A 24,592-nucleotide genomic window follows, 5' to 3' on the forward strand; every position below is an offset into this window, starting at 1 on the left:
TAGACAGCGCCATGGCGCCACGGTCTGGCCGTGGCATCCGCTCGTGCAATGCCGAAGGACGAGGCGTCCGAGCGCATCCGTGGTTCGAATGCGTGGTGTGATGCCCATCGGCTCCCTCCGCTTCTCTCAGCGTCGGGTTTCAGGCTAACGCACGCACGTACGACGAGGGTCGAGTCGCGGAATGAACGCCGCATGGCGTGTCGGCGAACGAACGATCCCCCCGGCGCCGTAGCGCCGAGGGGATCGGTGAGTCCGTGTGCGAGCCGGTCAGCCGGCGTTCTGCTGCAGCCAGGCGTACGGGTCGACGTTGGAGCCGTTGATGTACGTCTCGAAGTGCAGGTGGTTCGCGGTCGAGCGACCCGTGCTGCCGACGAGGCCGATGACCTGCCCGGCCTGCACGGTCTGGCCGGCGACGACCTGGCGGCTGCCGTAGGTCATGTGGCCGTAGAGCGTGCCGACGCGCTGGCCGTTGATCACGTGGTCGATCGTGACCGCGACACCGTAGCCGCCGTAGCTCTCCTGCGACACTTTCACGACGCCTGCCGCGGCCGCGAAGATCGGGGTGCCACCGGGAGCGAGCATGTCGACGCCCATGTGGGCGCCGCCGCGCGTGCCGAAGCCCTCGCCGAGGGTGTAGCCGCCGAGCGGCCAGCGGACCGCACCCGATCCGGGCGCGACCATGCTGAGGTCGACCTTCACGCCGGCCTGCGACGACGCGACCTGGGCAGCCAGGCGCGCGCGCTCGGCTGCGGCCTCGGCGGCCTTCTTCTTGGCGATCTCCTCGGCGGTGGTGGCCGAGTAGCTGTCGCGAGTGATCTGAGTGGATGCCGCGTCCGACGCGATGACGAGCGACTGGGCGTCGTCGATCGCGAGCTGCTGGATCGTCTTGGCCTCTTCCACGGGAAGGGCGGCGCCGAACGCCGGGAGCGCGACAGTGGCGATGAGTCCACCGACCATGCTCAGGATCACCAGGCTCTTCAGCGGCTTGACCACACGGTTCGGGCCCTTGGGCGCCGAAGCGGGTCGGGTCACTGCAGCGGTCGGGGCGACCTTCGCGACGGCCTGAGGGCGACGGCCGACCGGGCGTCGCACGCGCGTGCGACGGGTCAGACTCGTCGCGTCGTTCTCGGGCTCGTTCGCGAGCGAATCGTTCTGTTCAGCCAAACTGTCCTCCGGCGCCTCCGCGCCGGTGGCGCTGGCTCGTCGGCATTCAGTGTCGGGGCACGATATGCGGGCTACACCGCGTGGACGACGAGCCAGAGAGGCAATCTACGCGGGATCCGTCGGCGGGCTTCTCGCCTAGTGGACCGTTCGAGGCTACCCGAAGGTAACGAATCTGTCACGCTCAGCGCCTGGCAGTTCGCTGATCGGGTCTGTCGGGAACCGCCGGGAGGCGGCATCCGCTTTCCGTCTTCCCGCGGAAATGCGGGGGACTCAGCGGCGGTCGTCGACGAGGAAGATGTGCGAGGCGACCTCGACCGGAAGCTCGAGGCCCTCGTCGCTGCCGTGCATCTGCACGAGCACGTAGCCCTCGCTGTACCGGTAGTCGCCGGTGGCGCCCGGGAGCACGCCGGCGGCCTTCAGCTGCTGGAGCAGCTCGGGGTCGACCTGGGCGGGCTCGGCGAGGCGCCGGACCGTGCCCGAGATGGGCTCGCCCGCGTCGTTGAGGCGGCGCACGAGACCCACCACGCCCTGCTCGAACCCGGTCGCCGGCATGTCGCCGAGCTGGTCGAGGCCGGGGATCGGGTTGCCGTAGGGCGACTCGGTGGGGTGACCCAGCAGCTCGACGAGGCGACGCTCGACCTGCTCGCTCATGACGTGCTCCCACCGGCACGCCTCTTCGTGGACGTAGGCCCAGTCGAGGCCGATGACGTCGGAGAGGAGGCGCTCGGCGAGGCGGTGCTTGCGCATGACGTCGACGGCCTTCTGCCGGCCGGCGTCGGTGAGCTCGAGGCTGCGGTCTTCGGAGACCACGACGAGACCGTCGCGCTCCATGCGACCGACCGTCTGCGACACCGTGGGCCCGGAGTGGCCGAGCCGCTCGGAGATGCGGGCCCGCAGGGGAACGATGTTCTCCTCCTCGAGTTCGAGGATCGTGCGCAGGTACATCTCGGTGGTGTCGATGAGATCTGTCATGTCGCGAGGGTCCTCGAGTCGGAGAAGACGGGTAAGGCCACCCTATCTTGGCGGCCGGACACCGGGGCGCTCGGCGGGAGCCGTCACGGCCTGTCATGCGGCCACGGCCGGGGAGGCCGCCGACCTAGAATCGACCCATGGCCCACGTCGTGCTCCCCCGCGAGATCCTGCCCGCCGACGGACGCTTCGGCTGCGGTCCGTCGAAGATCCACCCGGCCCACCTCGCGGCCCTCGCCGGCTTGGGCGGCGCCCTGATGGGCACGTCGCACCGCCAGGCTCCCGTGAAGGACCTCGTGGGTCAGGTGCGCGCCGGCCTCGCCGAGCTGTTCCGGCTCCCCGCGGGCTACGAGGTGATCCTGGGCAACGGCGGTTCGACGGCATTCTGGGATGCCGCGGCCTTCGGTCTCATCGAGAAGCGCAGCCAGAACCTCGTGTTCGGCGAGTTCGGCGGCAAGTTCGCGAAGGCCGCGAAGGCGCCGTGGCTGGAGGCCCCGGACGTGCGCGAGGTCGCCGCCGGCACCCGCACCACCGCCGAGGCGGTCGAGGGCGTCGACGTGTACGCGTGGCCCCACAACGAGACCTCCACCGGCGTTGCGGCGCCGGTCGAGCGCGTGACGGGCGACGACGGCGCGCTCACGGTGATCGACGCCACCAGCGCCGCGGGCGGCATCGACTTCTCCGCCTCCCAGGCCGACGTCTACTACTTCGCCCCGCAGAAGAACCTCGGATCGGACGGCGGGCTGTGGTTCGCGCTCGTCTCGCCGGCAGCGATCGAGCGCATCGAGCGCATCGCCGCGTCGGGTCGCTACATCCCCGAGTTCCTGAGTCTGAAGAACGCCCTGGACAACTCGCGCCTCAACCAGACGCTCAACACGCCGGCGCTCGCGACGCTGTTCCTGCTCGACCAGCAGCTCGACTGGATCCGCGACAGCGGCGGCCTGCAGTGGGCCGACGCCCGCACGCGCGAGTCGTCGAACGCGCTGTACGCGTGGGCCGAGGCATCCGCGGTCGCCACTCCGTTCGTGACCGACCCCGCCGACCGCTCCCCCGTCGTCGCGACGATCGACTTCGACGACAGCATCGACGCCGCGGCCATCGCGAAGAGCCTGCGCGCCAACGGCATCGTCGACACCGAGCCCTACCGCAAGCTCGGCCGCAACCAGCTGCGCGTCGCGACGTTCGTGTCGATCGACCCCGACGACGTGCGTCAGCTCATCAAGGCGATCGACTACACGATCGAGCACCTCTGAGGCTGCGTCAGGCGAGCGGTGACGGCGCGGGGTCGAGCACCGAGGCCACGATCGCCTCGATCGCGAACTCGGACGCGCGCCCCAGGTCGAGCGCTGTCGGGTCGAGCAGCCACTGCACCTGGAGCCCGTCCATGACGGCGAGGATGGCCGTCGACGCGTAGGCGACGGTCTCGGGTTCGCGGATGCCGCGCTCGGCGCACACCAGTGCGAACGCCGCCGCGACTTCGCCCCGCAGGGTCGCGTACCGCTTCTGGAAGAACTCGCGGCCCGGGTGGTCGTCGGTGACGGACTCGGCCGACAGCACGGCGTAGGCCTGCACGATGCCGGGTCGCTCGGCGTTGGCGAACGCGGTGCGCACGAGGTGGCGGAACAGGTCCATCCCGTCGGGGATGTGCTGCTCCTCGAGGTCGGCGACGTCGGTCTCGTCACGGTGCTGCAGCACCTGGAGCAGCAGGGCGTCCTTCGAGCCGAAGTGATGGAGGATGCCGGCGTGGGTCATGCCCACCTGGTCGGCGATCTCCTGAAGAGTGCCGCCGGTGAAGCCCTTCGCCCCGAAGATCTCCGTCGCGGCGTCGAGGATGTCGCGACGGCGCGCAAGGGTCTCGGGTCGCGAACGCGGCTGTCTGCGCTGCTCGGTCACTGGCTCCCGCCCCTCGTCATTCCAGCGGATCAAGAGTCTACGCACGAGTCGCGGGTGCTCGGATGCAGACACGGTTGCAATAGTTACTTACTTGATTGTAAGTTAGTCGCGCAATCACCCCCGCGACGTCGCGGTCTCCTCCGTGAGCACGCCGACGTCATCTCACGAAGGAGAAGCAATGAGGCTTAAGTCCTCCCTCGTCGCCGTCGGCATGGCAACAGCGCTCGTGCTGACCGGCTGCGCGGCCGGCAGCACGGACTCCGGCGACAACGAACCCGGTGCGGCGCTCACGATCGCCAAGCCCGACGGCGCCATCACCACCGAGTCGAACAACCCGTACCTGGGCGACTCGTCCGCCGCGAAGTACGGCTACGGCAAGGTCATCTTCGAATCGCTCGCGCTCGTCAACCCGACCGGCGACCTCGGCACGACGCCCTGGCTCGCCGAATCGGTCGAGTGGAACGAGGACTACACGCAGCTGACCGCGGTGGCCCGCGAAGGCGTGACCTGGAGCGACGGCGAGGAGTTCACCGCCGACGACATCGCGTTCTCCTTCAACCAGGTCCTCGAGGGCAGGCTCAACGACACCAACGCCCTCGACCTGAAGAGCGTGAGCGTGGACGGCAACACCGTCACCATCGACTTCAACAGCTCGAAGTTCACCCAGCAGGGCCGCGTCCTGCACTTCCAGATCGTGCCCGAGCACATCTGGAAGGACATCGAAGACCCGAACACCGACCCCGTCACCGGCGAGGGCCAGGCGGTCGGCACCGGCCCGTACGTGCTCGACTCGTGGACGACCGAGTCTGTCACCCTCGCCGCGAACCCGGACTACTGGGGCGGCGAACTGGCGGTGCCCGAGCTGCACTACGTCTCGTACGGCGACAACGCGGCGCTCACCACCGCACTGGCGACCGGCGAGGCCGACTGGGCCCAGGCCTTCATCCCCCAGATCCAGGACAGCTACCTGTCGGCCGACCCTGACAACAAGTTCCTGGTCTCCCCCACCGCGGGTGCGGGCACGCTGTTCATGAACCTGCAGACGAAGCCGTTCAACGACCCGGCGCTGCGTCAGGCGCTCGCATGGACGATCGACCGCCAAGCGTACGTCGACATCGCCCGCGAGGGCGCGAGCGAGGCGGTCTGGAGCGTCACCGGTCTCGGCGCACTGCTCGAGGACGAGGTCATCCCCGAGTACCAGGGCCAGAACTACTCGGTCGACGTCGAAAAGGCGCGCGAGATCCTCACCGACGCCGGCTACACGTGGGACGGTGAGACGCTCATCGACCCGGACGGCGAAGCGGTCACCTTCTCGATCTCGGTCCCCGCGGGCTGGAGCGACTGGAACACCGAGCAGGCGCTCATCGCCGAGGAGCTCAAGGAGGGCCTCGGCATCGAGGTCAAGGTCGACCAGCCCGATTGGGGCGGATGGGATGCTGCGCGCCAGGAGGGCACCTTCCAGGCGATCATCCACTGGCTCGAGGACACCGGCAACGCCTACGGCCTCTACACGTCGACCATGGACCCGAAGTGGATCGTCGACGGCAAGGCGGCCTTCAACTTCGGCCGCTTCGACGACCCGGCGGTCACCGAGGCGCTCAACACGTACGCGAACGCCGCGTCGGACGCCGACCGTGAGGCCGCGCTCGCGGTGATGCAGACGGCGTTCGTCGAGAACGTGCCGGCCATCCCGCTCGGCGCGCACCCGCTCCTGGGCGAGTTCAACACGCGCAACTACGTCGGCTGGCCGTCGGAGAACGACCAGTACGCCTCGGCCGACCCGACGCAGCCCGCGATCGTGCAGATCCTGACGAAGCTGCAGCCCGCCGGCTGATCCCCCTCCGGGCGGACGGGTGCCCCGCGGCATCCGTCCGCCCCTCCACGCCTGCCTTCACGAAAGCGAACCAGCCCCATGAGAGATTCGCTGCTCTCCGTCGATGATTTCTCGGTCGTCTACGACGTCGATCCCCCCGTGCGCGCGGTCAAGAACGTCACCCTCGAACTCGAGCGCGGCGAGATCCTCGGACTCGCTGGCGAGAGCGGATGCGGCAAGACCACGCTCGCCTACGGCATCCAGCGGCTGCTCAAGCCGCCGGCCGTCATCACGAGCGGCTCCGTCATCTTCCACGACGCGTCCGGCGAAGACGTCGACATCAACGGCCTCGAGCCCGAGCAGATGCGCCGCTTCCGGTGGGACAAGGTCTCGATGGTCTTCCAGGGGGCGATGAACTCACTGAACCCCGTCGCCACCATCGGCGCGCAGCTGGAGGACGTCTTCGAGGTCCACCGCCCCGACCTCTCGCGCGGCGAGCGCCGCGCCGCCGTCGTCGAGCTGCTCGAGATCGTCAAGGTCGGCGCGCAGCGCTATCGCTCGTACCCGCACGAGCTGTCGGGCGGCATGCGCCAGCGCGTCATGATCGCCATGGCGCTCGCGCTGCGCCCGCAGCTCATGGTGATGGACGAGCCGACGACCGCCCTCGGCGTGCTCGTCCAGCGCGAGATCCTGCGGCAGATCTCGCATCTGCGCCACGAGTTCGGGTTCTCGGTGATCTTCATCACCCACGACCTTCCGCTGCTCCTCGAGATCAGCGACCGCATCGCGATCATGCGCGACGGCGAGATCATCGAGCTCGACACCGCCGAGCGCATCTGGACCGACCCGCAGGACGACTACACGCGCACGCTGCTCGCCTCGTTCCCGCGCCTCACCGGAGAGAGGGGGGTGGTCCTGCGATGACCGTCCTCGAGTTCGATTCCGTCACCAAGGTGTACTCGGTGCGCGGCGCCGGTCAGATGAAGGCCCTCGACGACGTGAGCTTCACGCTGAGCTCGGGCCAGACCATCGGCCTCGTGGGCCAGTCCGGCAGCGGCAAGTCCACGATCGCGAAGATCCTCACGCAGCTCGAGACGCCCACGAGCGGCGAAGTGCGGCTCGACGGTCAGCCGATCCCCCGCCGCGGCAAGGGGCTGCGCGCCTACCGGCAGCAACTGCGCATGGTGTTCCAGGACCCGTTCGCGTCGCTCAACCCGTACCACTCGATCCGCTACGCGATCCAGCGACCGCTCCAGCTCGACGACGTCGTGCCGGGCGACCAGCTCGACGACGAGGTGCGGCGGCTGCTCGGCCGCGTGCGCCTCGACGCCGACGCGGTCATCGACCGCCGGCCCCACGAGCTCTCGGGGGGCCAGCGCCAGCGCGTCGCGATCGCCCGGGCGCTGGCATCCCGCCCCCGGCTGCTCGTCGCCGACGAGCCCGTGTCGATGCTCGACGTGTCGATCCGGCTCGGCGTGCTCAACCTGCTGGCCGACCTGCAGCGCGAGGAGGGTCTGGGGGTTCTCTACATCACGCACGACCTCGCCACCGCGCGGCACTTCAGCGACGAGATCCTCGTGCTCAACCAGGGCCGTGTCGTCGAGCGCGGCCCCGCCGACGACGTGATCCTGCGCCCCCAGAACCCGTACACCCAAGAGCTGCGCGCGGCATCCCCCGATCCCGACTCCTACTTCGCGCACGCAGCCGGCATCCTCGGAGGTCAGAAGTGAGCGCCGTCGCTCCCCAGCTCCCGACGCCGGGCTTCGACGCGATCGAAGCCGGTACCACGGCGACCGGCGCGGTGAAGGCTCGCGCGCGCATCCCGTGGCGCTTCCTCGGCAACCGTGCGCTGTTCTACCTGTTCACTCTGTGGGCCGCGATCACGATCAACTTCTTCCTGCCGCGCCTGATGAAGGGCGACGCGGTGGACGCGTATCTCGCCCGCAACCGGAACGTCTCGCCCGAGGCCGCCGAGGCGCTGCGCTCCCTGCTCGGTCTCGACACCGACACGTCGCTCTGGCAGCAGTACGTCGACTACTGGGGTCTGCTGCTGCGTGGCGACCTCGGCATCTCGCTGCTGCACGGCATGCGCCCGGTGACCGAGGTGGTCGGGCAGTCGCTCATCTGGACCGTCGGCCTCGTCGGCTTCGCCACCCTCATCGCCTTCGCGATCGGCACCATCGGCGGCGCGATCGTCGGCTGGCGCCGTGGCAGCCGGCTCGACTCGCTCATCCCGATCACGACGTTCCTGAGCACGATCCCCTACTTCTGGCTCGGGCTCGTCGCGATCTCGGTGTTCTCGGTGACGCTCGGCTGGTTCCCGATCGGCAAGGCCTACGGCGTCGGCGTCACACCGGAATGGTCGTGGGAGTTCATCGGCGACGTGGCGCACCACGGCTTCCTTCCGGCCGCGACGATCATCATCGCTTCGCTCGGCGGCTGGATGCTCGGCATGCGCAACATGATGCTGACGGTCCTCGACGAGGACTACGTCATGGTCGCGCAGGCCAAGGGCATGCCGAACGACCGGGTGCTCTGGCGCTACGCCGCGCGCAATGCGGTGCTGCCGCAGATCCAGAGCTTCGCGCTCGCGCTCGGGTTCATCGTCGGCGGCACCATCGTGATGGAGGTGGTGTTCAGCTACCCCGGCGTCGGCAAGCTGCTGCTCGACGCCACGAACGCCAAGGACTACGCCCTCATGCAGGGAGTGTTCCTCGTGCTGACGATCTCGGTGCTGCTGGCCAACCTCCTGGCCGACGTCGCCTACGCATTCCTCGACCCGCGCACGCGCCAGACGGAGGCCTGAGCATGGACACGACCATCGTCGACGAGAGCACCGCACGGCGGCCGGCCCACACGCCCGCGACCGCCACCGTGCGCACTCCCTCCCCCGGCAACGGCGCCACCGCGCGCAAGAAGCCGACCTTCTGGTCGAAGCTGGGCTCGGCCTTCGCGATGTTCCGCAACCGGAAGTCGGTCACCGGCCTCGCGATCCTCGGGTTCTTCGTGCTCGTCGCGGTCTTCGCCGACGTGCTCGCCCCCTACTCGCCCACCAAGGTCGACAACACCGCGCGCTTCCAGCCGCCGTCGGCCGCGCACTGGCTGGGCACGACCCACATCGGCGAGGACGTGCTCAGCCAGGTCATCCACGGGACGCGCGGCGTCATCGTCGTGGGCTTCCTCGCCGCGATCATCGCCACCGTCATCGCGATCGTGATCGGCGTGATGTCGGGCTACCTGCGGGGGTGGCGCAGCGAGGGCCTGTCGGCGCTGACCAACGTGTTCCTCGTCATCCCCGGCATCCCGCTCATCATCATCGTCGCGACCATCGTCGAGGACCCGCCGCTGATCCTGATCGCCACCGTCCTTGGGCTCATCGGCTGGGCGTGGGGCGCCCGCGTGCTGCGCGCGCAGACGATGTCGCTGCGCAGCCGCGACTTCGTGCAGGCCGCCCGCGCCAACGGCGAGCCGCTGCGCCGCATCATCACCGTCGAGATGCTGCCGAACCTCATGGCGCTCATCGCCGCGAGCTTCGTGGGCACGGTGACCGCCGCGATCATCGGCCTCACCACGCTGTCGTACATCGGGATCATCCCGGTGACGACGTACAACTGGGGCACGATCCTCAACTGGGCGAGCGCGCAGGGCGCGTTCCGCCAGGGCCAGTGGTGGTGGTTCCTGCCTCCCGGCCTGTGCATCGCCGCCATCGGCGTCGCGCTCTCGCTCATCAACTTCGGCATCGACGAGTACGTCAACCCGCGTCTGCGGTCGGCCGGTGAGCGCGCCCGCGCCCTCAAGAAGAAGGGCATGAACGTCAACGACACCGTCACGGCCGTCCGCACCGCGCCCGAGACATCCGGACAGGAGAATCAGTGACCTACGACGCCCCCTACCTCGACCCCGAGCTCCCGGTCGAGAAGCGGATCGCCGACCTGCTGAGCCGCATGACCCTCGAGGAGAAGGTCGGGCAGATGCTGCAGCTCGACGCCCGCGAGGACCTCGACGACCAGATCCTGCGGATGCACGCCGGCTCGATCCTGCACGCCTCACCCGCCCGGGTGCTGCGCGCGCGGGACCTGACGCTCCAGACGCGCCTGCAGATCCCGCTCCTCGTCGGCGAGGACTGCATCCACGGCCACGCGTTCTGGGAGGGCGGCACCGTCTTCCCGACGCAGCTGGGCATGGCGGCGACGTGGGATGCCGCGCTCGTCGAGCAGGTCGCGCGCGCCACCGCCGCCGAGGTGGCGGCCACCGGCATCCACTGGACCTTCTCTCCCGTGCTGTGCATCGCGCGCGACCTCCGCTGGGGCCGCATCGACGAGACGTTCGGCGAGGACCCGTACCTGATCGGCGAGCTCGCCTCTGCGATGGTGCGCGGCTACCAGGGCGGCGGGCTCGGCGACCCCGACGCGATCCTCGCGACGGCCAAGCACTTCGCCGGCTACTCCGAGACCCAGGGCGGCCGCGACGCGAGCGAGGCCGACATCTCGCGCCGCAAGCTGCGGTCGTGGTTCCTCCCGCCGTTCGAGAGAGTGGCGAAGGAGGGATGCCGCACCTTCATGCTCGGCTATCAGACGACCGACGGCGTGCCGATCACCGTCAACGACTGGCTGCTCAACGATGTGCTGCGCGGCGAGTGGGGCTACACCGGCACCCTCATCACCGACTGGGACAACGTCGGACGCATGGTGTGGGAGCAGAGGGTGCAGCCCGACTACGCGCACGCCGCCGCCGCGGCGGTCAAGGCCGGCAACGACATGGTCATGACCACGCCGGGCTTCTTCCACGGTGCACTGCTGGCGATCGAGCGCGGCCTGATGGCCGAGAGCGATCTCGACCGTGCGGTGTCGCGCATCCTGCGCCTGAAGTTCGAGTTCGGCCTGTTCGAGAACCCGCGGCTTCCCGACGCCGAGCGCATCCAGACGGTGATCGGCCGCCCCGAGCACGTCGCCCTCAACCTCGAGACCGCGCGGCGCTCGCTCGTACTGCTGCAGAACGACGGCACGCTCCCGCTGGGCGAAGATGGCACGCCCCGCCGCATCGCGGTGGTCGGGCCGCTCGCCGACGACGCGCAGACGCAGCTCGGCGACTGGGCCGGATCATCGGGCCAGGTCGACTGGCTGCCCGACGGCCAGCCGCGCGAGCTCATCACGACGGTGCTCGACGGGCTGCGGGCGCACGCGCCGTCGATGTGGGACATCGCGCACGCGCGGGGCGCCGACATCCTGACCCTCGAGGAGGACCCGGAAGGCGCCTTCTTCCCCGACGGCCAGCCGCGCCCGCAGATCGTGGTGCCGGTCGCCCCCGACGCCGCGCTCATCGCCGAGGCCGTCGCCGCGGCGCAGGACGCCGACTACGTGGTCGCCGTCGTGGGCGACCGGGTCGAGCTCGTGGGCGAAGGCCGGTCCACGGCGACCCTCGAGCTGCTCGGCGGTCAGCAGGCGCTTCTCGAGGCGCTGGCGGCGACCGGCACGCCGCTGATCGTGGTGCTGCTCGCGTCGAAGCCGCTCGTGCTTCCGCAGTCGGTGACGGATGCCGCGGCCCTGGTGTGGACCGCCAATCCGGGCATGCAGGGCGGTCGGGCGATCGCCGAGCTGCTGCTGGGTCTCATCGAGCCCTCGGGCCGCCTGCCGATCTCGTTCGCCCGCCACGTCGGCCAGCAGCCGACGTACTACAACCAGGTGCGCGGACAGCACGGATCGCGGTACGCCGACCTGACGCAGGTTCCTGCGCACGCGTTCGGCGACGGCCTGTCGTACACGCGCGTCGAGTACTCCGACCTGCGGATCACGGAGCCGGTGCTGGGCGCGGCCGACATGGTGCGCGCGACGGTGACGGTGCGCAACACCGGGTCGCGGCCCGCGCGCGAGGTCGTGCAGGCCTACGTCCGCGACAGTGTGACGTCGGTCAGCTGGGCCGACAAGGAACTCAAGGGGTTCACCGTCGTCGACGTCGAGCAGGGCGCGCAGGCGACGGTCGAGCTCGCGATCGCGGTCGCCGACTGCACGATCGTCGACGCCCAGGGCAACCGGGTCGTCGAGGCCGGCGAGTTCGAGCTGCTGGTGGGCCCGTCGTCACGCGACGAGGCGCTCCTCAGCGCGAGCTTCACGGTGTCATCGGGCGACGCCGAGAGCGCGGTCGAGCTGCTGACGGCAGCGGCGCTCACCCCTTGATCCCCGGGGGCGGCGGCGCGCCGAGTCACTCCTTCGCGTCGTCGCCCTCGCCGGACTCGTCTTCGTCGTCCTCGTCGGAGTCGTCCTCGTCGGACTCGTCGTCGTCATCCGAATCGTCCTCGTCGGACTCGTCGTCATCGTCATCAGACTCGTCGTCGTCGTCGTCCGAATCGTCGTCGCCATCCGAATCGTCGTCATCGGACTCGTCGTCATCGTCATCAGACTCGTCCTCGTCCTCGTCGGACTCGTCTTCGTCGTCCGAGTCGTCGTCCGAGTCGTCGTCCGAGTCATCGCCGTCCGCGCCCTCATCGAGCTCGTCGATGTCGACGCCGTCGAGGTCGCCGGCGTGCAGGATCGGCGAACCGTCATCGTCGAAATCGGCCGCATCGAGGTCGTCGACGTCGTCGAGGTCGTCAGCGTCATCGGCATCCCGGGCCGACTCGTCGTCGGCCGCGTGCGGTGCCTCGGCGAGCGCGACCTGAGCCGCCTGGTACTCGGCGAGACGCACGGCCCACGGCACCCAGTCCGGAGCCAGGAGCGCACCGTCACCGGGAAGCAGCTCGACCTCGAGCACCGTCGGCTCCGCGTCCTCGACCCGCGCGAGGCTGACCGTCCACAACCACCCGGGGTATCCCGCGAGCCGGTTGTGGAAGCGCAGCGACACGACGCCGTCGGGCTCCACGCGGTAGTCCGCGGCGTCGCCGATGGTCGCGGCCGGCGTGATCTCCCGCAGGGCGGCGAGCGCCAGGTCGTGCGCCTCGAGCAGGGCCGGGTCGGGATCCGGGATGACGACCTCGGTCGCCTCCGCCTCCGGTGACTCAGTCGCGACCTCGGGCGCCTCCGCTTCGGGCGTCTCAGCCGCGGCCTCGCTTTCGTCAGCCGCGGGCACCTCGCGCTCCTCGCCCTCGGGCTCAGCCGCCACGTCGGCCGCGGCATCCGTCACCGTATCCGTCTCCGGCGGCGCCTCGGTCGCGACGTTCTCGTCGGTCTCGGGCGCGTCCGAAGGCGCGTCGCCGACCGGCGACGCGTCGACGTCGGGCGTCGGGTCGGACTCAGGCGTCGAGTTCATCCGCCACCTTGCGCAGCACGGCCGCCACCTTCTTGGCCTGAGCGCCACTGGGGTAACGCCCCCGGCGCAGGTCGTCGGCGGTGCCGTCGAGCAGCTTGACGAGGTCTTCGATGATGATCGCCATGTCGTCGGCGGGCTTGCGCGCGCGCTTCGCGAGGCTGACCGGAGCCTCGAGCACGCGCACCGACAGAGCCTGGAGTCCGCGCTTGCCGTCGGCGACGCCGAACTCGAGACGCGTGCCGGCCTTCGGCGCCGGCGTGCCCGCGGGAAGGGCGGTGGCGTGCAGGAAGACGTCCTGGCCGTCATCGGTGGCGATGAAGCCGAACCCCTTCTCCTCGTCGTAGAACCTGACCTTGCCGGTGGGCATCGAAACCTCGCTGTGTACGGCGCCGGATGGACGGCGGGCATGACGGAATAGAGATGCGAAGATCCCTGCCCCCAGCCTACGGCACCGCTGTGGCCTCGTCCGCGTCAGCGGGCACAGCCGCTAGGCTGAAGCGGATGAGTACGAACACGCCCGGTGAGGACGTCCCCGTCCGCCGGATCGACCGCATTCTGGCGTTCATGTCGCTGGGCCTCCTCGTGCTCTCGATCGTCAGCTTCTTCGCGATCATGATTGCCTCGTCGTCGGGCGCCGACATGGGCACGGGCATCTGGCCCGCCGTCGGCCTGCTGGTCTACATCGCTCCGATCATCGCCTTCGCCATGATCCTCGCGGTCCTCATCATGAGCTTCGTGCGGAGGGCTCGGGCGAACCGAGGCGGCTGAGTGGTCTCCGACGAGCGGGCGTTGGCGACCTGGTTGGCGGGTCGTCCCGACGCTGCGCTCGCTGAGACGCTCGCCGCGCGCGGCGTGCCCGCGTCGGCCGCCTGGCACGACTTCTTCGACGCCGCCGAAGCGCTGCTGGATGCCGCATCCGTCGATCGCGCTCTCATGCGGCTCCGCCGCTCGGCCCTCGCCGGTCTCGCGGCCGCTCCGTCGGTGACCGACGCGCGGCTCGCGCACCTCGCCCTCGTGGACGACGCCGGCGTCCCCTACGCGTCGGTCTCGGAGCGGGTCGCCGACCTCCGGTTGCGGGAGCCCGCCGCGTTCACCGCGGCTCCGGTCGCCCCGCCGCCGGTCCCCGCAGACGAACGCCACACGGCAGCAGCCGCCGAGCGGGCGTTCACGACGGCCGGTTCGCTGGCAGACGTGCTGCTGGCCTGCCTGCACGCCCCGTTCGCCCGCACGGGCGCGGGCTCGGTGAGCGCCGCGGAGCGCAAGCGCCTGCTCGACACCGGGGCGCTCCGCGAGACCGACGACCTCGAGGATCTCCTCGCTGCGGCCGCGATGGCCGGCCTCGCCGTCGCCCAGGAACGCCAATGGGAGGTCACGACCCAGGGCGAGCGCTGGCTCGAGGCGACGACCGCAACGCGCTGGACCACGATCGCCAACGGATTCCGCGCGTCGCTTCCCGGCGGCGTGCGCACTCCCGATGGCGGGTTCTCCTCCCCCGAGACCTGGACCGCCGCGTACCCGCTCGACCCGGACTGGCCGGCGCGCGCGGCGCGCCTGCACCGCGTCGGCGAGAACTGGGGCCTCCTGGGCAAGGACGGCACCGAGTTCGAGTGGACGACGTCGCTGCGCCGCGGCGAGGACGCCGACGCCTCCGCGCTCGTGGCGCACCTGCCCGCGGAGATCGACCGGGTGTACCTGCAGGCCGACCTGACCGCCATCGCCCCGGGCCCTCTCGCGCCGTCGCTCGATCTGCGACTGCGGGGGATCGCCGTGCGGGAGTCGCGCGCCCAGGCCTCGACCTATCGCTTCACCGCGGAATCGCTCGGCGCCGGCATGACCGAGGGCGAGACGGCCGGGTCGATCCGCGCCTTCCTGACGGAGCTGTCGCTCACCGGCATCCCGCAGCCGCTCGAGTATCTGATCGAGAGCACCGCCGCCCGCCACGGCCTCGTGCGGGTGCGCGCCGACGAGGCGTCGGCGCGGACGCGCATCGAGAGCACGGATGCCGCGCTGCGCGAGACGATCGCCATCGACCAGGCGCTGCGGCCGCTCGGCCTGCTGACCGAGGGCGACGCGCTCGTCTCGCGCGTGACGCGTGACGCCGTGTACTGGTCGCTCGCCGATGCCCGCTACCCCGTGGTCGCGCTCGACGAGGACGGTGCGCCCGAGCCCGTGCACCGCCGGGCCGCCGGCGTCCGCGAGGCTGCCGCATCGACGCCCGTGGAGACGTACGCGCGGCTGCTGGCCGCGCTGCGCAGCGGGCACGGCACCGACGGCGAAGAGAGCTGGCTCGGCCGCGAGCTCGAACAGGCGGTGCGTGCGCGCTCCGAGATCGTCGTGGTCGTGCGGATGCCCGACGGTGCGGAGCGCACCCTGACGCTCGAGGCGTCGGGACTCGGCGGCGGCCGCCTGCGCGGACGCGACCGGGCCGCGGACATCGAACGGACGCTCCCCGTCTCGAGCATCGTGAGCGTGCGGCCGGTCTGATCCGCGCTGTGCGCTTCGCGTCACGCGGTCGCGCCCCCGGGGGCCGGGTCGTCGCAGCCCCCGGTAGACTGGCTCGTTATGGCTGACGGCCCACTCATCGTCCAGAGCGACCGCACGGTGCTGCTCGAAGTCGCCCATCCGGATGCGGAGAGCGCGCGGCACGAGCTCGCCATCTTCGCCGAGCTCGAACGCGCTCCCGAGCACATCCACACCTACCGCATCACGCGGCTCGGCCTGTGGAACGCCCGCGCCGCCGGTCACGACGCGGCCGACATGCTCGCGACCCTCGAGCGGTGGTCGCGCTTCCCGGTGCCGCCGTCGGTGTCGATCGACATCGCCGAGACTGTCGGCCGCTACGGCCGCCTCGTCATCGAGCGCGCGCCGGTCGCAGAAGACGGCTCGGGCGGCGAGCTGATCCTCCGGTCGACGGATGCCGCGGTCCTGGCCGAGGTGTCGAAGAACAAGCGCATCCAGCCGCTGCTCATCGGCCGCCCGTCCCCCGACTCCTTCGTGATCGACGCGTGGGCGCGCGGGCACATCAAGCAGGAGCTGCTGAAGATCGGCTGGCCGGCCGAAGACCTGGCCGGGTACACGCCGGGGACGCCGCATCCGATCGACCTCGCTGAAGACGGCTGGAACCTGCGCCCCTACCAGCGCCATGCCGTCGACATCTTCACCGACGGCGGGTCGGGCGTCGTCGTCCTCCCCTGTGGCGCCGGCAAGACGCTCGTCGGCGCCGGTGCGATGGCCGCGACCAAGACGACGACGCTGATCCTTGTGACCAACACCGTCAGCGCCCGCCAGTGGCGCGACGAGCTGCTCAAGCGCACATCGCTGACGCCCGAGGAGATCGGCGAGTACTCCGGGCAGTCCAAGGAGATCAAGCCGGTCACGATCGCGACGTACCAGATCCTCACCGCGAAGCGGAAGGGACAGTACGCCCACCTCGCGCTGCTCGATGCCCTCGACTGGGGGCTGATCGTCTACGACGAGGTGCACCTGCTGCCGGCGCCGGTGTTCAAGCTCACCGCCGACCTGCAGGCGCGTCGGCGACTCGGGCTCACGGCCACCCTCGTGCGCGAGGACGGCCGCGAGGGCGACGTCTTCAGCCTCATCGGGCCGAAGCGGTTCGACGCCCCGTGGAAGGAGATCGAGGCCCAGGGCTTCATCTCCCCGGCGGTCTGCTACGAGGTGCGCGTCGACCTCCCGGCCGGCGACCGCCTCGAGTACGCCGCGGCCGCCGACGACGAGCGCTACCGCCTCGCTGCGACCGCGCCCGCCAAGATCGGCGTCGTGCGGCGGCTCGTCGAGAGGCACGCGGGCGAGCGCATCCTCGTGATCGGGCAGTACCTCGACCAGATCGACCTGCTCGCCGAGTCGCTCGGCGCGCCGAAGATCACGGGAGCGACCCCGGTCGACGAGCGCGAGCAGCTCTATCAGGCGTTCCGCGTCGGCGAGATCTCGCTGCTCGTCGTGTCGAAGGTGGCGAACTTCTCGATCGATCTGCCCGAGGCATCCGTCGCCATCCAGGTGTCGGGGTCGTTCGGCTCGCGCCAGGAGGAGGCTCAGCGCCTCGGACGCCTGCTGCGGCCGAAGGAGTCGGGCAACACCGCCAGCTTCTACACGCTGATCGCACGCGACACCGTCGACCAGGACTTCGCGCAGAACCGGCAGCGGTTCCTCGCCGAGCAGGGGTACGCCTACACGATCCTCGACGCGGACGGCATCGCGGCCTGAGGATCCCACGCAGGATGCCGCGGCCTCAGCGTACGCGGTGGTCGCCTGCGCCTCGTGCAGCCCGAGTCGCTGGTCAGAGCCGGAGGAAGTCGCCGATGCGCCGCGCGACCTCGGCCGGATTCTCGTCGACCAGGTAGTGCCCGCCCCCGGGCACGAATTCGAGCGTCGTGTGCGGTGCGTCGTCCCGACCGACATGGAGAGCATCCTTCGGGAGCAGCCGGTCGTCCGCGCCGAAGAGCACCAGCGTCCGTGTCTCCAGCACCCGGCCACGGTAGGCGCCGTTCACCGCCTTCATGAAACCGGGAAGGATGATGCCGCGGTACAGCTTGGACGCAGCGCGCGCCCGTGCGGGATCGCGCAGTGCCTCGACGTACGCCGCCACATCCGCTGCCGGAAGGGGGCGGGTCTTGAAAGCGTCGAGGATGTAGTGCGCGAGTCGCTGGCGCCCACGGGACAGCAGGGCGGGTCCGAGTCCGGGCATGGCCACGACCCATTGGAACCAGAGGTGCGGGAGCGCCTTCATGAGCCCCAGCGCCAGAGCACGGTTCATGCGCAGATACGGCGCCGGCACGGCCACGGCGACGTAGTTCCGCACGCGGTCGGGGTGCGAGAGGCAGAGATCGAAGCCCACGATCGCACCCCAGTCGTGCGCGACGAGGTCCACACGGGCGAGGCCCAGTTCGTCCAGAAGAGCGATGAGATCCCGCTGGACGGTCTCGGAGTCATATCCGGCGTTCGGCGCATCGGTCTCCCCCGCCCCACGCAGATCGGGAGCGACAAGGCGCGCTCGGTCCGACAGCGCGGTCATCACCGGCGCCCATTCTCGCGAGCTCTCGGGGAAGCCGTGCAGGAGGAGCACGGGCGTCCCCGTCCCGGCGTCGGTGACATGTATCCGCAGTCCGTTCACGGTGACCGACGAGGAGCGGATGCCGGTGAGATCCGTCATGCGAGAAGGGTACTACTTTCATAGTGCCGTGTCACTACTTCCGTAGTAACCGAGCTTCGCCTAGAGTCGGGCGCATGGCTTCGACGCGTGAGCGGGCTCTCGACGCTGCGCTCGCGCTCGTGGGCAAGCAGGGCATCCGGGCGCTGACCCACGCCCGCGTGGACGAGCGGGCGGGATTGCCGAAGGGATCGACCTCGAACTGGTTCCGCACGCGCGAAGCACTCGTGGCGGGCGTCGTGGCGTGGCTCGCCGAGAGTGAGCGTGCCGAGTTCGCGGAGGCCGAGACGCCGCCCGTCGATACGCCCGAGGAGATGATCGAGGCCCTCAGCGCGCTGATCGCGCTGCAGACGGGGCCGCTTGCCGGGCGCACCCGGGCGCGCTACGCGCTCTTCCTCGAAGGTGCCGGAGACGCGGGGCTCCTCGCCCCGCTCCTCGAGCAGCGTCGCGTCTTCGTGGAGTGGACGGTTGCACTCCTCGAGCGCGTCGGCGCCCGTTCGCCGGAAGAGGCGGCTCGCGCCCTCATGGCGGCGGCCGACGGTCTCGTGCTGCATCGGGTCACCGTGGATCCGGATGCCGAGATCCGACCGGTCGTCGAACGGGCTGTTCGCTCCGCGCTGGACTGACGTCGCACCCCGCGGCGTGAGGGTCCTCGCCTCTGCAACGGCCTCACGCGGAACGCCGGCCGGCGAGGTACGCCGCGATGCGATCCAGGCCACCGGGCCAGGCGACGGTCTCGAAGAAGTCGCGCGTCTGGGTGTCAGGGAATCCGGTCTGCTCGACGGTGATGAGGGTGCCCGCGTCGGTCGGCGTGAACGTGAGCGCGATGAGCGTCTCCGGCGAGGCGGTGACCCGCCCATCGACCGTCGACTCCCCGGTGTAGCGCGTGACCACGCGGCGCGGACGATCGATCTCGACGAACGTGAAGATGTCGTGGACGAGCACGGCCGGATTCGGGCGGAACGTCGCCTCCCAAACGCCACCGACGCGCAAGTCGACGGTCGTGCGCACCTCACCCTCGTCGGGACCGAGCTGCGTCAGCCACAGGCGCTGCGCTTCCGGCTCGGTGTAGGCGGCGAACACCTCCTCCGCGCCGGCGGGCATCTCTCGCGTCACCCGCAGGCTGATCGCCTGGTCTGGGACTGTGTGCGCCATGGCACTGCTCCTTTCGAATCGGCGAAACCGCATCGCTGTCGGTTCCGCTGCGCCCACGGTCCGCGAACGCTTTCGAGAATGGCCACTTTACTATGTTTATAGTAGTCCGTCCACTATGGACATAGTGCGGCGATTGCGGGGACAGCTCGCACCCTCCGCGCGGCCATGCCCCCGTCCGAGCAGTCCGGGCTGCGTCAGAGCGCGCGGTAGCGGAGGAAGACGAACCCGTCGTCGTCGGTCACCACGCCCGCGAGCCCGAATCGGCGGTCGCCCTCGGGCGCATCCTGCGCGATCCGTCCCGCTCCTCCCCCGACGAACCGGGGCGCGAGCGTGAGGCACACCTCGTCGACCAGCCCGGCACCGAGCAGGGCGCCGAAGAGATGAGGGCCGCCCTCGCACAGCACCTGGGTCCAGCCGCGCTGCCGGAAGCCGTCGAACATCGACGCGAGGTCGACGTCGTCGCGACCGCACGGCAGGACGTCGGCCACCGCGTCGAAGGCGTCTCCGCGGGCGTCGGCCGCGGCATCCGTCGTCACGATCACCGGCCGCCGCACGGCCTCGGCGAACACCGCATCGCCGGGTTCGAGCCGCAGGCCGCCGCTGACCACTGCGAGCGCCGGCTGGTCGTCGAGACCCCGGGCGCGGCGCCAGTCGACATCCCGGTCGTCGACGCAGATGCCTCCGTATCCCTCCGCGCGCACCGTGCCGGCCCCCACGACCACGACGTCGGCCATCGTGCGCAGCACCTGCATCAGGACACGGTCGGTGGGCCCGCCGAGCGCTCCGCTCGTTCCGTCGAGCGTGACCGCGCCGTCGGCGCTCGAGACGAAGTTCATGCGCACGCGGAGGTCATCGCGATCGGGCAGCGCGTACGCTTCGAGCAGTTCGTCTCGGGTGGGCTTCGAGGCAGGCATCAGGCATTCCCCTCCGGCCGCGTGTTGTGCAGCTCGTACGCCGGCTCCCGCCAGCCGAGGATGGCCTCGACCATGCGCAGCGCGTCGACCGTCTCGCGCACATTGTGCACCCGCACGATGCGGGCGCCCCGCAGCGCGCAGTACACCGCCGCGGCGAGCGAACCGGACAGCCGTTCCCCGCGGTCCCGCCCTAGCGCCTCGCCGACGAAGTCCTTGTTCGACAGCGCGACCAGCACCGGCGAGCCGAGAGCCGCGAGCTCGCCCAGCCGGCGGGTCAGCTCGAGGCTCTGGCGGGTCGTCTTGTTGAGGTCGTGCCCGGGGTCGAGCACGATGCGCTCCGCCGGAACCCCGTGATCGAGCGCGAGGTCGCGGCGGGCCATCAGGAACCGTGCGACGTCGCCGATCACGTCGGCATAGTGCGGGAGCGGATGCTGCGTCCTCGGCGCCGCGAGGCTGTGGGCGATCACCAGTCCGGCACCCCCCTGCGCGACCACGGTGGCCATGGCCGGGTCGTGCAGGCCCGTCGTGTCGTTGACGACGGACGCGCCCGCCTCGATCGCCGCGCGGGCCACCTCGGGCTGGAAGGTGTCGACGCCCACGCGTGTGAGCGGCGCGAGCTCGCGCACGACCGGCACGACGCGCGCGATCTCCTCCTCGACGGGCACCGGCGGTCCGGGCGCAAACTTCACGCCCCCGACGTCGACCAGCTCGGCGCCTGCCTCGACCGCGGCGACCCCGGCCGCGACGGCCGCGTCGAGTGCGAACGTCGCACCACGGTCGTAGAACGAGTCCGGCGTGCGATTGACGATCGCCATGACCGCGAGGTGCCGGGTGAGGTCGAGCCGCCCGCCGGGCAGATCGAGCACCGACGACGGGGTGTCGAGCGCGAGGCTCGGGGCGGCCGCGAAGGTCATGGCAGCAGGCTGTCCAGCGGCACGTCCGGATCGCGCAGGAGGTCGAGGTCGACCCGCTCGCCCGAGCGGATGAGCGCCTGCACCTTCTTGTCCACCTTCCAGACGTTCACGTTCATGCCGGCGACCACGCGCCCGCCGTCGACCCAGAAGGCGATGAACTCGCGTGCGCCGACATCGCCGCGCACGACCACCTCGGCCTCCGCCATGAGGGGTGCGTAGCCCGACAGCTCCATTCCGAGGTCGTACTGGTCGGTGTAGAAGTACGGGATGTCGTCGAAGGATGCCGGCTTCCCCAGCATCGACCGCGCGGCGACCTTGCCCGCATTCAGCGCATTCGCCCAGTGCTCGCTGCGCAGGTGCCGCTGCAGCACCGGGTGGAACGCGTTGGCGACGTCACCTGCTGCGTACACATCGGCGGCGCTCGTGCGCAGCGCGGCATCGGTGAGGATCCCGTTCAGGATGTCGAGGCCCGCGTCCTCGGCGAGCGCAGTGTTCGGCGTCGCTCCCACGCCGACGAGCACCAGGTCGGCGGGCAGCGTCTCGCCGTCTACGACCACTCCCTCCGCCCGCTCGTCGCCGACGATGCGCTCGACGCCCACCGAGGTGCGCAGATCAACCCCGTGCTCGAGATGCAGCCCCCGGAACACCTCGCCCATCTCGGCGCCGAGCGCCATGGCGAGCGGCACCGCGTCGCGCTCGAGGATCGCCACCTCATTGCCGAATCCCCGGGCTGTGGCGGCGACCTCCATGCCGATCCAGCCCGCCCCGATCACGACGAGCCGCATGCCGCCGTCGCGCAACCGCGCGGCGAGCGCGTCGGACTGGTCGATCCGGCGCAGCGTCATGACCCCGGGCAGGTCGTGACCCGGCAGCGGGATCATCCGCGGCGATGCACCGGTCGCCAGCAGGACGGCATCGTACCGCTCCAGCGAGCCGTCGTCGAGTTCCACCCGGTGCGCAGCCGGGTCGAGCGCCGTGACCGAGACGCCCGTGCGCAGGCGGATGCCGTGCTCGTCGTACCACTCGGACGGGTGCAGGTAGACGGCATCCGTCCCCTCATTGCCCGCCAGGTAGCCCTTCGACAGCGGCGGCCGCTGGTAGGGCGGATGCGGCTCCGCCGCGACGATCGTGATGTCGCCCTCGAAACCCTCGTCGCGCAGAGCCTCGGCGGCTGTGCCGCCGGCGAGCCCTCCTCCGACGATCAGCATGTGCACCATGACGACTCCTCTCCTCGATGTCGTCCTCAGACCTCGCCCGCCCCCAGAAGCTGCCGCTGCAGCCTGCGATCGTGCGCGAAGCTGCCACGGAACGCCGTCGTCGAGGTGGTCGCACCCGCACTGCGAACGCCTCGGACCGACATGCACAGGTGCTCGGCCTCGACGACGACGCCGACGCCGTCCGGCTCGAGCGCGGCGTCGAGGGTCCGCGCGATCTGCGCCGTGAGCGCCTCCTGCACCTGGAGCCCGCGGGCGTGATGGTCGACGACACGTGCCAATTTCGACAGCCCGACGAGGCGCTCGCCCGGCAGGTAGCCGACGGTCGCGGTGCCGCGGAACGGCAGGAGGTGGTGACGGCAGAGCGACACGAACGGGATGCCGCGCACCACGACCGGCTCGTCGTAGCCGTCCTCGTTGGGAAAGGTCGTCATGTCGAAGGGCTGCGGTGTGAGCAGTTCGAGGAAGGCGTCAGCGACGCGACGCGGCGTCTCGGCCAGATCTCCGTGGTCGGGGTCGTGGCCCAGCGCAGCGAGCAGGTCTGCCACGGCCGCCATCGCGGCGTCGCGGTCGATCGACGCTTCGACGGGAAGAGCGTGCAGCGGCGTCGCGGCGACGGTGGTCGACATCATCCCCACTCCTTCATGAGCAGCGCCAGGGGCGTCTAGGGCCGAACCTAGGCCGGTCTCAGTCTTTTGTCAAGGTTTCTGATTTTAGAGAGTAGACTCGCGCCATGAGCGCTCTGAATCCCCACCGAGCCGAGGCCGTGGCCGTCCTGGCCGACCCCCAGCGTCGCGAGCTGTATCGACTGGCCGCAGCGCAGGAGATCAGCCGCGACGACGCCGCTGCCGCCCTGGGCATGCCGCGCAGCACGGCAGCCATGCACCTGGAGCGCCTGGCCGACGCCGGCCTGCTCGCCGTCAGCCACGCCCGGCGCTCCGGACGCACCGGACCGGGCGCCGGGCGGCCGGCGAAGCTCTACCGTGCCGTGTCGGCGGAGGTCGCGGCCAGCATCCCCGAGCGGCACTACGAACTCGTCGGCGACCTGCTCGCGACCGCCGCCCAGGAGGCGGACGATCGCGGAATCCCCGTGCGCGACGCACTGGCCACCGAGGCCTTCGCGGCCGGCGCGGCGATCGGCGGTGCGCACGAGAGTCTGGAGGACGCGCTGGTCGCGTGCGGCTACGCACCGGCGAGCGCCGGCTCCGGAGACCTCGTCCTCGAGAACTGCCCGTTCCACGCCCTCGCCACCCGGCATACCGCGCTCATCTGCGGCGCGAATCTCGAGCTCGTGCGGGGCGCGGCGACCGCGACCGGCGATGAGCGCACGCCCGTCCTCGCTCCTGCGCACGGTCGCTGCTGCGTCGAGATCCGCACTCAGGACGGATGAGCAATTCGCGGCCTCGTCGCCGATTTCCAGCCATGGCGTCGCTTCCGCCGACATAATGAGGGCATGACAGCACCCCGCATCCTCGTCGTCGACGACGAGCCGAACATCCGCGACCTGCTCATCACGAGCCTCCGCTTCGCGGGGTTCCAGGTGAGGGCCGTGTCCAACGGAGCACAGACGATCTCGGCTGTCCTCGAAGAGGAGCCCGACCTCATCATCCTCGATGTGATGCTCCCCGACATGAACGGCTTCAGCGTCACCAAGCGACTGCGCGGCGCCGGTTACACCGCGCCGATCCTGTTCCTCACCGCCAAGGACGAGACCGAGGACAAGATCGCCGGGCTCAACGCCGGGGGCGACGACTACGTCACGAAGCCCTTCAGCCTCGACGAGATCGTCGCGCGCATCCAGGCCATCCTGCGCCGCACCATGCAGGCCGACGAGGAGTCCGTCATCCGCGCCGGCGAGCTCACGATGGACCAGGACACCCACGACGTGCAGGTCGGCGACGCCAGCATCGACCTCAGCCCGACCGAGTTCAAGCTGCTGCGCTACCTGATGCTCAATCCCAACCGCGTGCTCTCGAAGGCGCAGATCCTCGACCACGTGTGGGAGTACGACTTCAACGGCGATGCCGGCATCGTCGAGAGCTACATCTCCTACCTTCGCCGCAAGATCGACCCGCACTCGTCCGAGCCGCTCATCCAGACCAAGCGCGGCTTCGGCTACATGCTCAAGGCGGGCAAGACCGCGTAACCGC

24 protein-coding genes are annotated in these 24,592 nt (G+C 70.4%); 13 read left to right on the forward strand and 11 right to left on the reverse strand.

Annotated elements, in window-relative coordinates:
• Positions 1 to 267 precede the first annotated feature (267 nt).
• The gene (locus ACFC1W_RS01445; protein ID WP_375987762.1) at positions 268 to 1,164 is read right to left on the reverse strand and encodes a M23 family metallopeptidase; all 897 of its coding nucleotides are present in this window, start codon (positions 1,162 to 1,164) and stop codon (positions 268 to 270) included.
• A gap of 270 nt (positions 1,165 to 1,434) precedes the next feature.
• Positions 1,435 to 2,136 carry a metal-dependent transcriptional regulator gene (locus tag ACFC1W_RS01450; RefSeq protein ID WP_375987763.1) on the reverse strand — a complete coding sequence of 234 codons (702 nt, stop codon included), beginning with the start codon at positions 2,134 to 2,136 and terminating at the stop codon, positions 1,435 to 1,437.
• A gap of 137 nt (positions 2,137 to 2,273) precedes the next feature.
• On the opposite strand from ACFC1W_RS01450, the gene serC reads away from it, so the two are divergent.
• Positions 2,274 to 3,386: a phosphoserine transaminase gene (gene serC, locus ACFC1W_RS01455; RefSeq protein ID WP_375987765.1), complete on the forward strand. Its 1,113-nt coding sequence runs from the start codon at positions 2,274 to 2,276 to the stop codon at positions 3,384 to 3,386.
• Positions 3,387 to 3,393: 7 nt separating this feature from the next.
• Here serC and ACFC1W_RS01460 read toward each other — a convergent pair whose 3' ends face one another.
• A complete protein-coding gene (locus ACFC1W_RS01460) occupies positions 3,394 to 4,026 on the reverse strand; it encodes a TetR/AcrR family transcriptional regulator (protein WP_375987767.1) in 633 nt (210 codons plus the stop codon).
• Between the two features lie 178 nt (positions 4,027 to 4,204).
• On the opposite strand from ACFC1W_RS01460, the gene ACFC1W_RS01465 reads away from it, so the two are divergent.
• From ACFC1W_RS01465 to ACFC1W_RS01490, 6 genes are all read left to right on the forward strand, one after another.
• Positions 4,205 to 5,860, forward strand: a complete 1,656-nt coding sequence (locus tag ACFC1W_RS01465) for an ABC transporter substrate-binding protein (protein WP_375987769.1) — start codon at positions 4,205 to 4,207, stop codon at positions 5,858 to 5,860.
• Between the two features lie 78 nt (positions 5,861 to 5,938).
• The gene (locus tag ACFC1W_RS01470; RefSeq protein WP_375987771.1) at positions 5,939 to 6,763 is read left to right on the forward strand and encodes an ABC transporter ATP-binding protein; all 825 of its coding nucleotides are present in this window, start codon (positions 5,939 to 5,941) and stop codon (positions 6,761 to 6,763) included.
• Entirely contained in the window at positions 6,760 to 7,569 is an 810-nt protein-coding gene (locus ACFC1W_RS01475) for an ABC transporter ATP-binding protein (RefSeq protein ID WP_241111175.1), read from the forward strand. The genes ACFC1W_RS01470 and ACFC1W_RS01475 overlap by 4 nt, the downstream gene beginning before the upstream one ends.
• Positions 7,566 to 8,645: an ABC transporter permease gene (locus tag ACFC1W_RS01480; protein ID WP_375987774.1), complete on the forward strand. Its 1,080-nt coding sequence runs from the start codon at positions 7,566 to 7,568 to the stop codon at positions 8,643 to 8,645. Before ACFC1W_RS01475 ends, ACFC1W_RS01480 begins: the two co-directional genes overlap by 4 nt.
• Before the next feature lie 2 nt (positions 8,646 to 8,647).
• A complete protein-coding gene (locus ACFC1W_RS01485; RefSeq protein WP_375987776.1) occupies positions 8,648 to 9,715 on the forward strand; it encodes an ABC transporter permease in 1,068 nt (355 codons plus the stop codon).
• Complete coding sequence (locus tag ACFC1W_RS01490) at positions 9,712 to 12,012, forward strand: glycoside hydrolase family 3 N-terminal domain-containing protein (protein ID WP_375987778.1); 2,301 nt, start codon at positions 9,712 to 9,714, stop codon at positions 12,010 to 12,012. Before ACFC1W_RS01485 ends, ACFC1W_RS01490 begins: the two co-directional genes overlap by 4 nt.
• 25 nt (positions 12,013 to 12,037) lie before the next feature.
• Here ACFC1W_RS01490 and ACFC1W_RS01495 read toward each other — a convergent pair whose 3' ends face one another.
• Entirely contained in the window at positions 12,038 to 13,081 is a 1,044-nt protein-coding gene (locus ACFC1W_RS01495; RefSeq protein WP_375987780.1) for a DUF3027 domain-containing protein, read from the reverse strand.
• Complete coding sequence (locus tag ACFC1W_RS01500) at positions 13,065 to 13,448, reverse strand: cold-shock protein (protein WP_375987782.1); 384 nt, start codon at positions 13,446 to 13,448, stop codon at positions 13,065 to 13,067. Before ACFC1W_RS01500 ends, ACFC1W_RS01495 begins: the two co-directional genes overlap by 17 nt.
• Before the next feature lie 134 nt (positions 13,449 to 13,582).
• Here ACFC1W_RS01500 and ACFC1W_RS01505 point away from each other — a divergent pair, with 134 nt between their 5' ends.
• From ACFC1W_RS01505 to ACFC1W_RS01515, 3 genes are all read left to right on the forward strand, one after another.
• Entirely contained in the window at positions 13,583 to 13,849 is a 267-nt protein-coding gene (locus tag ACFC1W_RS01505) for a multidrug ABC transporter ATPase (protein ID WP_375987784.1), read from the forward strand.
• The gene (locus ACFC1W_RS01510; protein ID WP_375987786.1) at positions 13,850 to 15,565 is read left to right on the forward strand and encodes a helicase-associated domain-containing protein; all 1,716 of its coding nucleotides are present in this window, start codon (positions 13,850 to 13,852) and stop codon (positions 15,563 to 15,565) included. It abuts the gene before it with no gap.
• A gap of 78 nt (positions 15,566 to 15,643) precedes the next feature.
• Complete coding sequence (locus ACFC1W_RS01515; protein WP_241111167.1) at positions 15,644 to 17,302, forward strand: DNA repair helicase XPB; 1,659 nt, start codon at positions 15,644 to 15,646, stop codon at positions 17,300 to 17,302.
• A 73-nt stretch (positions 17,303 to 17,375) separates the two neighbouring features.
• Here the strand turns inward: ACFC1W_RS01515 and ACFC1W_RS01520 are convergent, their stop codons facing one another.
• Positions 17,376 to 18,248: an alpha/beta fold hydrolase gene (locus tag ACFC1W_RS01520; RefSeq protein WP_375987788.1), complete on the reverse strand. Its 873-nt coding sequence runs from the start codon at positions 18,246 to 18,248 to the stop codon at positions 17,376 to 17,378.
• Between the two features lie 74 nt (positions 18,249 to 18,322).
• Between ACFC1W_RS01520 and ACFC1W_RS01525 the strand changes: the two genes are divergently transcribed.
• Positions 18,323 to 18,871: a TetR/AcrR family transcriptional regulator gene (locus tag ACFC1W_RS01525; RefSeq protein ID WP_375987791.1), complete on the forward strand. Its 549-nt coding sequence runs from the start codon at positions 18,323 to 18,325 to the stop codon at positions 18,869 to 18,871.
• Between the two features lie 43 nt (positions 18,872 to 18,914).
• Here the strand turns inward: ACFC1W_RS01525 and ACFC1W_RS01530 are convergent, their stop codons facing one another.
• The 5 genes from ACFC1W_RS01530 to folE form a co-directional block, all read right to left on the reverse strand.
• A complete protein-coding gene (locus tag ACFC1W_RS01530) occupies positions 18,915 to 19,400 on the reverse strand; it encodes an SRPBCC domain-containing protein (RefSeq protein WP_375987793.1) in 486 nt (161 codons plus the stop codon).
• A gap of 194 nt (positions 19,401 to 19,594) precedes the next feature.
• Positions 19,595 to 20,314: a pyrimidine reductase family protein gene (locus ACFC1W_RS01535; RefSeq protein WP_375987795.1), complete on the reverse strand. Its 720-nt coding sequence runs from the start codon at positions 20,312 to 20,314 to the stop codon at positions 19,595 to 19,597.
• A complete protein-coding gene (folP, locus tag ACFC1W_RS01540; RefSeq protein ID WP_375987797.1) occupies positions 20,314 to 21,228 on the reverse strand; it encodes a dihydropteroate synthase in 915 nt (304 codons plus the stop codon). Before folP ends, ACFC1W_RS01535 begins: the two co-directional genes overlap by 1 nt.
• Positions 21,225 to 22,445 (reverse strand): NAD(P)/FAD-dependent oxidoreductase, encoded by a 1,221-nt coding sequence (locus ACFC1W_RS01545; protein WP_375987799.1) that lies wholly within the window; start codon positions 22,443 to 22,445, stop codon positions 21,225 to 21,227. The genes folP and ACFC1W_RS01545 overlap by 4 nt, the downstream gene beginning before the upstream one ends.
• Positions 22,446 to 22,471: 26 nt before the next feature.
• Entirely contained in the window at positions 22,472 to 23,074 is a 603-nt protein-coding gene (gene folE / locus ACFC1W_RS01550) for a GTP cyclohydrolase I (RefSeq protein ID WP_375987801.1), read from the reverse strand.
• A 101-nt stretch (positions 23,075 to 23,175) separates the two neighbouring features.
• On the opposite strand from folE, the gene ACFC1W_RS01555 reads away from it, so the two are divergent.
• Together ACFC1W_RS01555 and ACFC1W_RS01560 are read left to right on the forward strand one after the other, a co-directional pair.
• Complete coding sequence (locus tag ACFC1W_RS01555) at positions 23,176 to 23,832, forward strand: helix-turn-helix transcriptional regulator (RefSeq protein ID WP_375987803.1); 657 nt, start codon at positions 23,176 to 23,178, stop codon at positions 23,830 to 23,832.
• A gap of 63 nt (positions 23,833 to 23,895) precedes the next feature.
• Positions 23,896 to 24,588, forward strand: a complete 693-nt coding sequence (locus ACFC1W_RS01560) for a response regulator transcription factor (RefSeq protein WP_375987805.1) — start codon at positions 23,896 to 23,898, stop codon at positions 24,586 to 24,588.
• Positions 24,589 to 24,592: the final 4 nt, after the last annotated feature.

Source organism: Microbacterium sp. NPDC056003 (genome assembly GCF_042274785.1).
Classification (GTDB): Bacteria; Actinomycetota; Actinomycetes; order Actinomycetales; family Microbacteriaceae; genus Microbacterium.

Coding starts and splice junctions, on each gene's coding strand:
- ACFC1W_RS01530 (WP_375987793.1), bottom strand. CDS start 19,400: ATGGCGCACACAGTCCCAGACCAGGCGATCAGCCTGCGGGTGACGCGA.
- ACFC1W_RS01535 (WP_375987795.1), bottom strand. CDS start 20,314: ATGCCTGCCTCGAAGCCCACCCGAGACGAACTGCTCGAAGCGTACGCG.
- ACFC1W_RS01555 (WP_375987803.1), top strand. CDS start 23,176: ATGAGCGCTCTGAATCCCCACCGAGCCGAGGCCGTGGCCGTCCTGGCC.
- ACFC1W_RS01520 (WP_375987788.1), bottom strand. CDS start 18,248: ATGACGGATCTCACCGGCATCCGCTCCTCGTCGGTCACCGTGAACGGA.
- ACFC1W_RS01470 (WP_375987771.1), top strand. CDS start 5,939: ATGAGAGATTCGCTGCTCTCCGTCGATGATTTCTCGGTCGTCTACGAC.
- ACFC1W_RS01485 (WP_375987776.1), top strand. CDS start 8,648: ATGGACACGACCATCGTCGACGAGAGCACCGCACGGCGGCCGGCCCAC.
- folP (WP_375987797.1), bottom strand. CDS start 21,228: ATGACCTTCGCGGCCGCCCCGAGCCTCGCGCTCGACACCCCGTCGTCG.
- ACFC1W_RS01495 (WP_375987780.1), bottom strand. CDS start 13,081: ATGAACTCGACGCCTGAGTCCGACCCGACGCCCGACGTCGACGCGTCG.
- ACFC1W_RS01515 (WP_241111167.1), top strand. CDS start 15,644: ATGGCTGACGGCCCACTCATCGTCCAGAGCGACCGCACGGTGCTGCTC.
- folE (WP_375987801.1), bottom strand. CDS start 23,074: ATGATGTCGACCACCGTCGCCGCGACGCCGCTGCACGCTCTTCCCGTC.
- ACFC1W_RS01545 (WP_375987799.1), bottom strand. CDS start 22,445: ATGGTGCACATGCTGATCGTCGGAGGAGGGCTCGCCGGCGGCACAGCC.
- ACFC1W_RS01505 (WP_375987784.1), top strand. CDS start 13,583: ATGAGTACGAACACGCCCGGTGAGGACGTCCCCGTCCGCCGGATCGAC.
- serC (WP_375987765.1), top strand. CDS start 2,274: ATGGCCCACGTCGTGCTCCCCCGCGAGATCCTGCCCGCCGACGGACGC.
- ACFC1W_RS01475 (WP_241111175.1), top strand. CDS start 6,760: ATGACCGTCCTCGAGTTCGATTCCGTCACCAAGGTGTACTCGGTGCGC.
- ACFC1W_RS01450 (WP_375987763.1), bottom strand. CDS start 2,136: ATGACAGATCTCATCGACACCACCGAGATGTACCTGCGCACGATCCTC.
- ACFC1W_RS01500 (WP_375987782.1), bottom strand. CDS start 13,448: ATGCCCACCGGCAAGGTCAGGTTCTACGACGAGGAGAAGGGGTTCGGC.
- ACFC1W_RS01525 (WP_375987791.1), top strand. CDS start 18,323: ATGGCTTCGACGCGTGAGCGGGCTCTCGACGCTGCGCTCGCGCTCGTG.
- ACFC1W_RS01560 (WP_375987805.1), top strand. CDS start 23,896: ATGACAGCACCCCGCATCCTCGTCGTCGACGACGAGCCGAACATCCGC.
- ACFC1W_RS01465 (WP_375987769.1), top strand. CDS start 4,205: ATGAGGCTTAAGTCCTCCCTCGTCGCCGTCGGCATGGCAACAGCGCTC.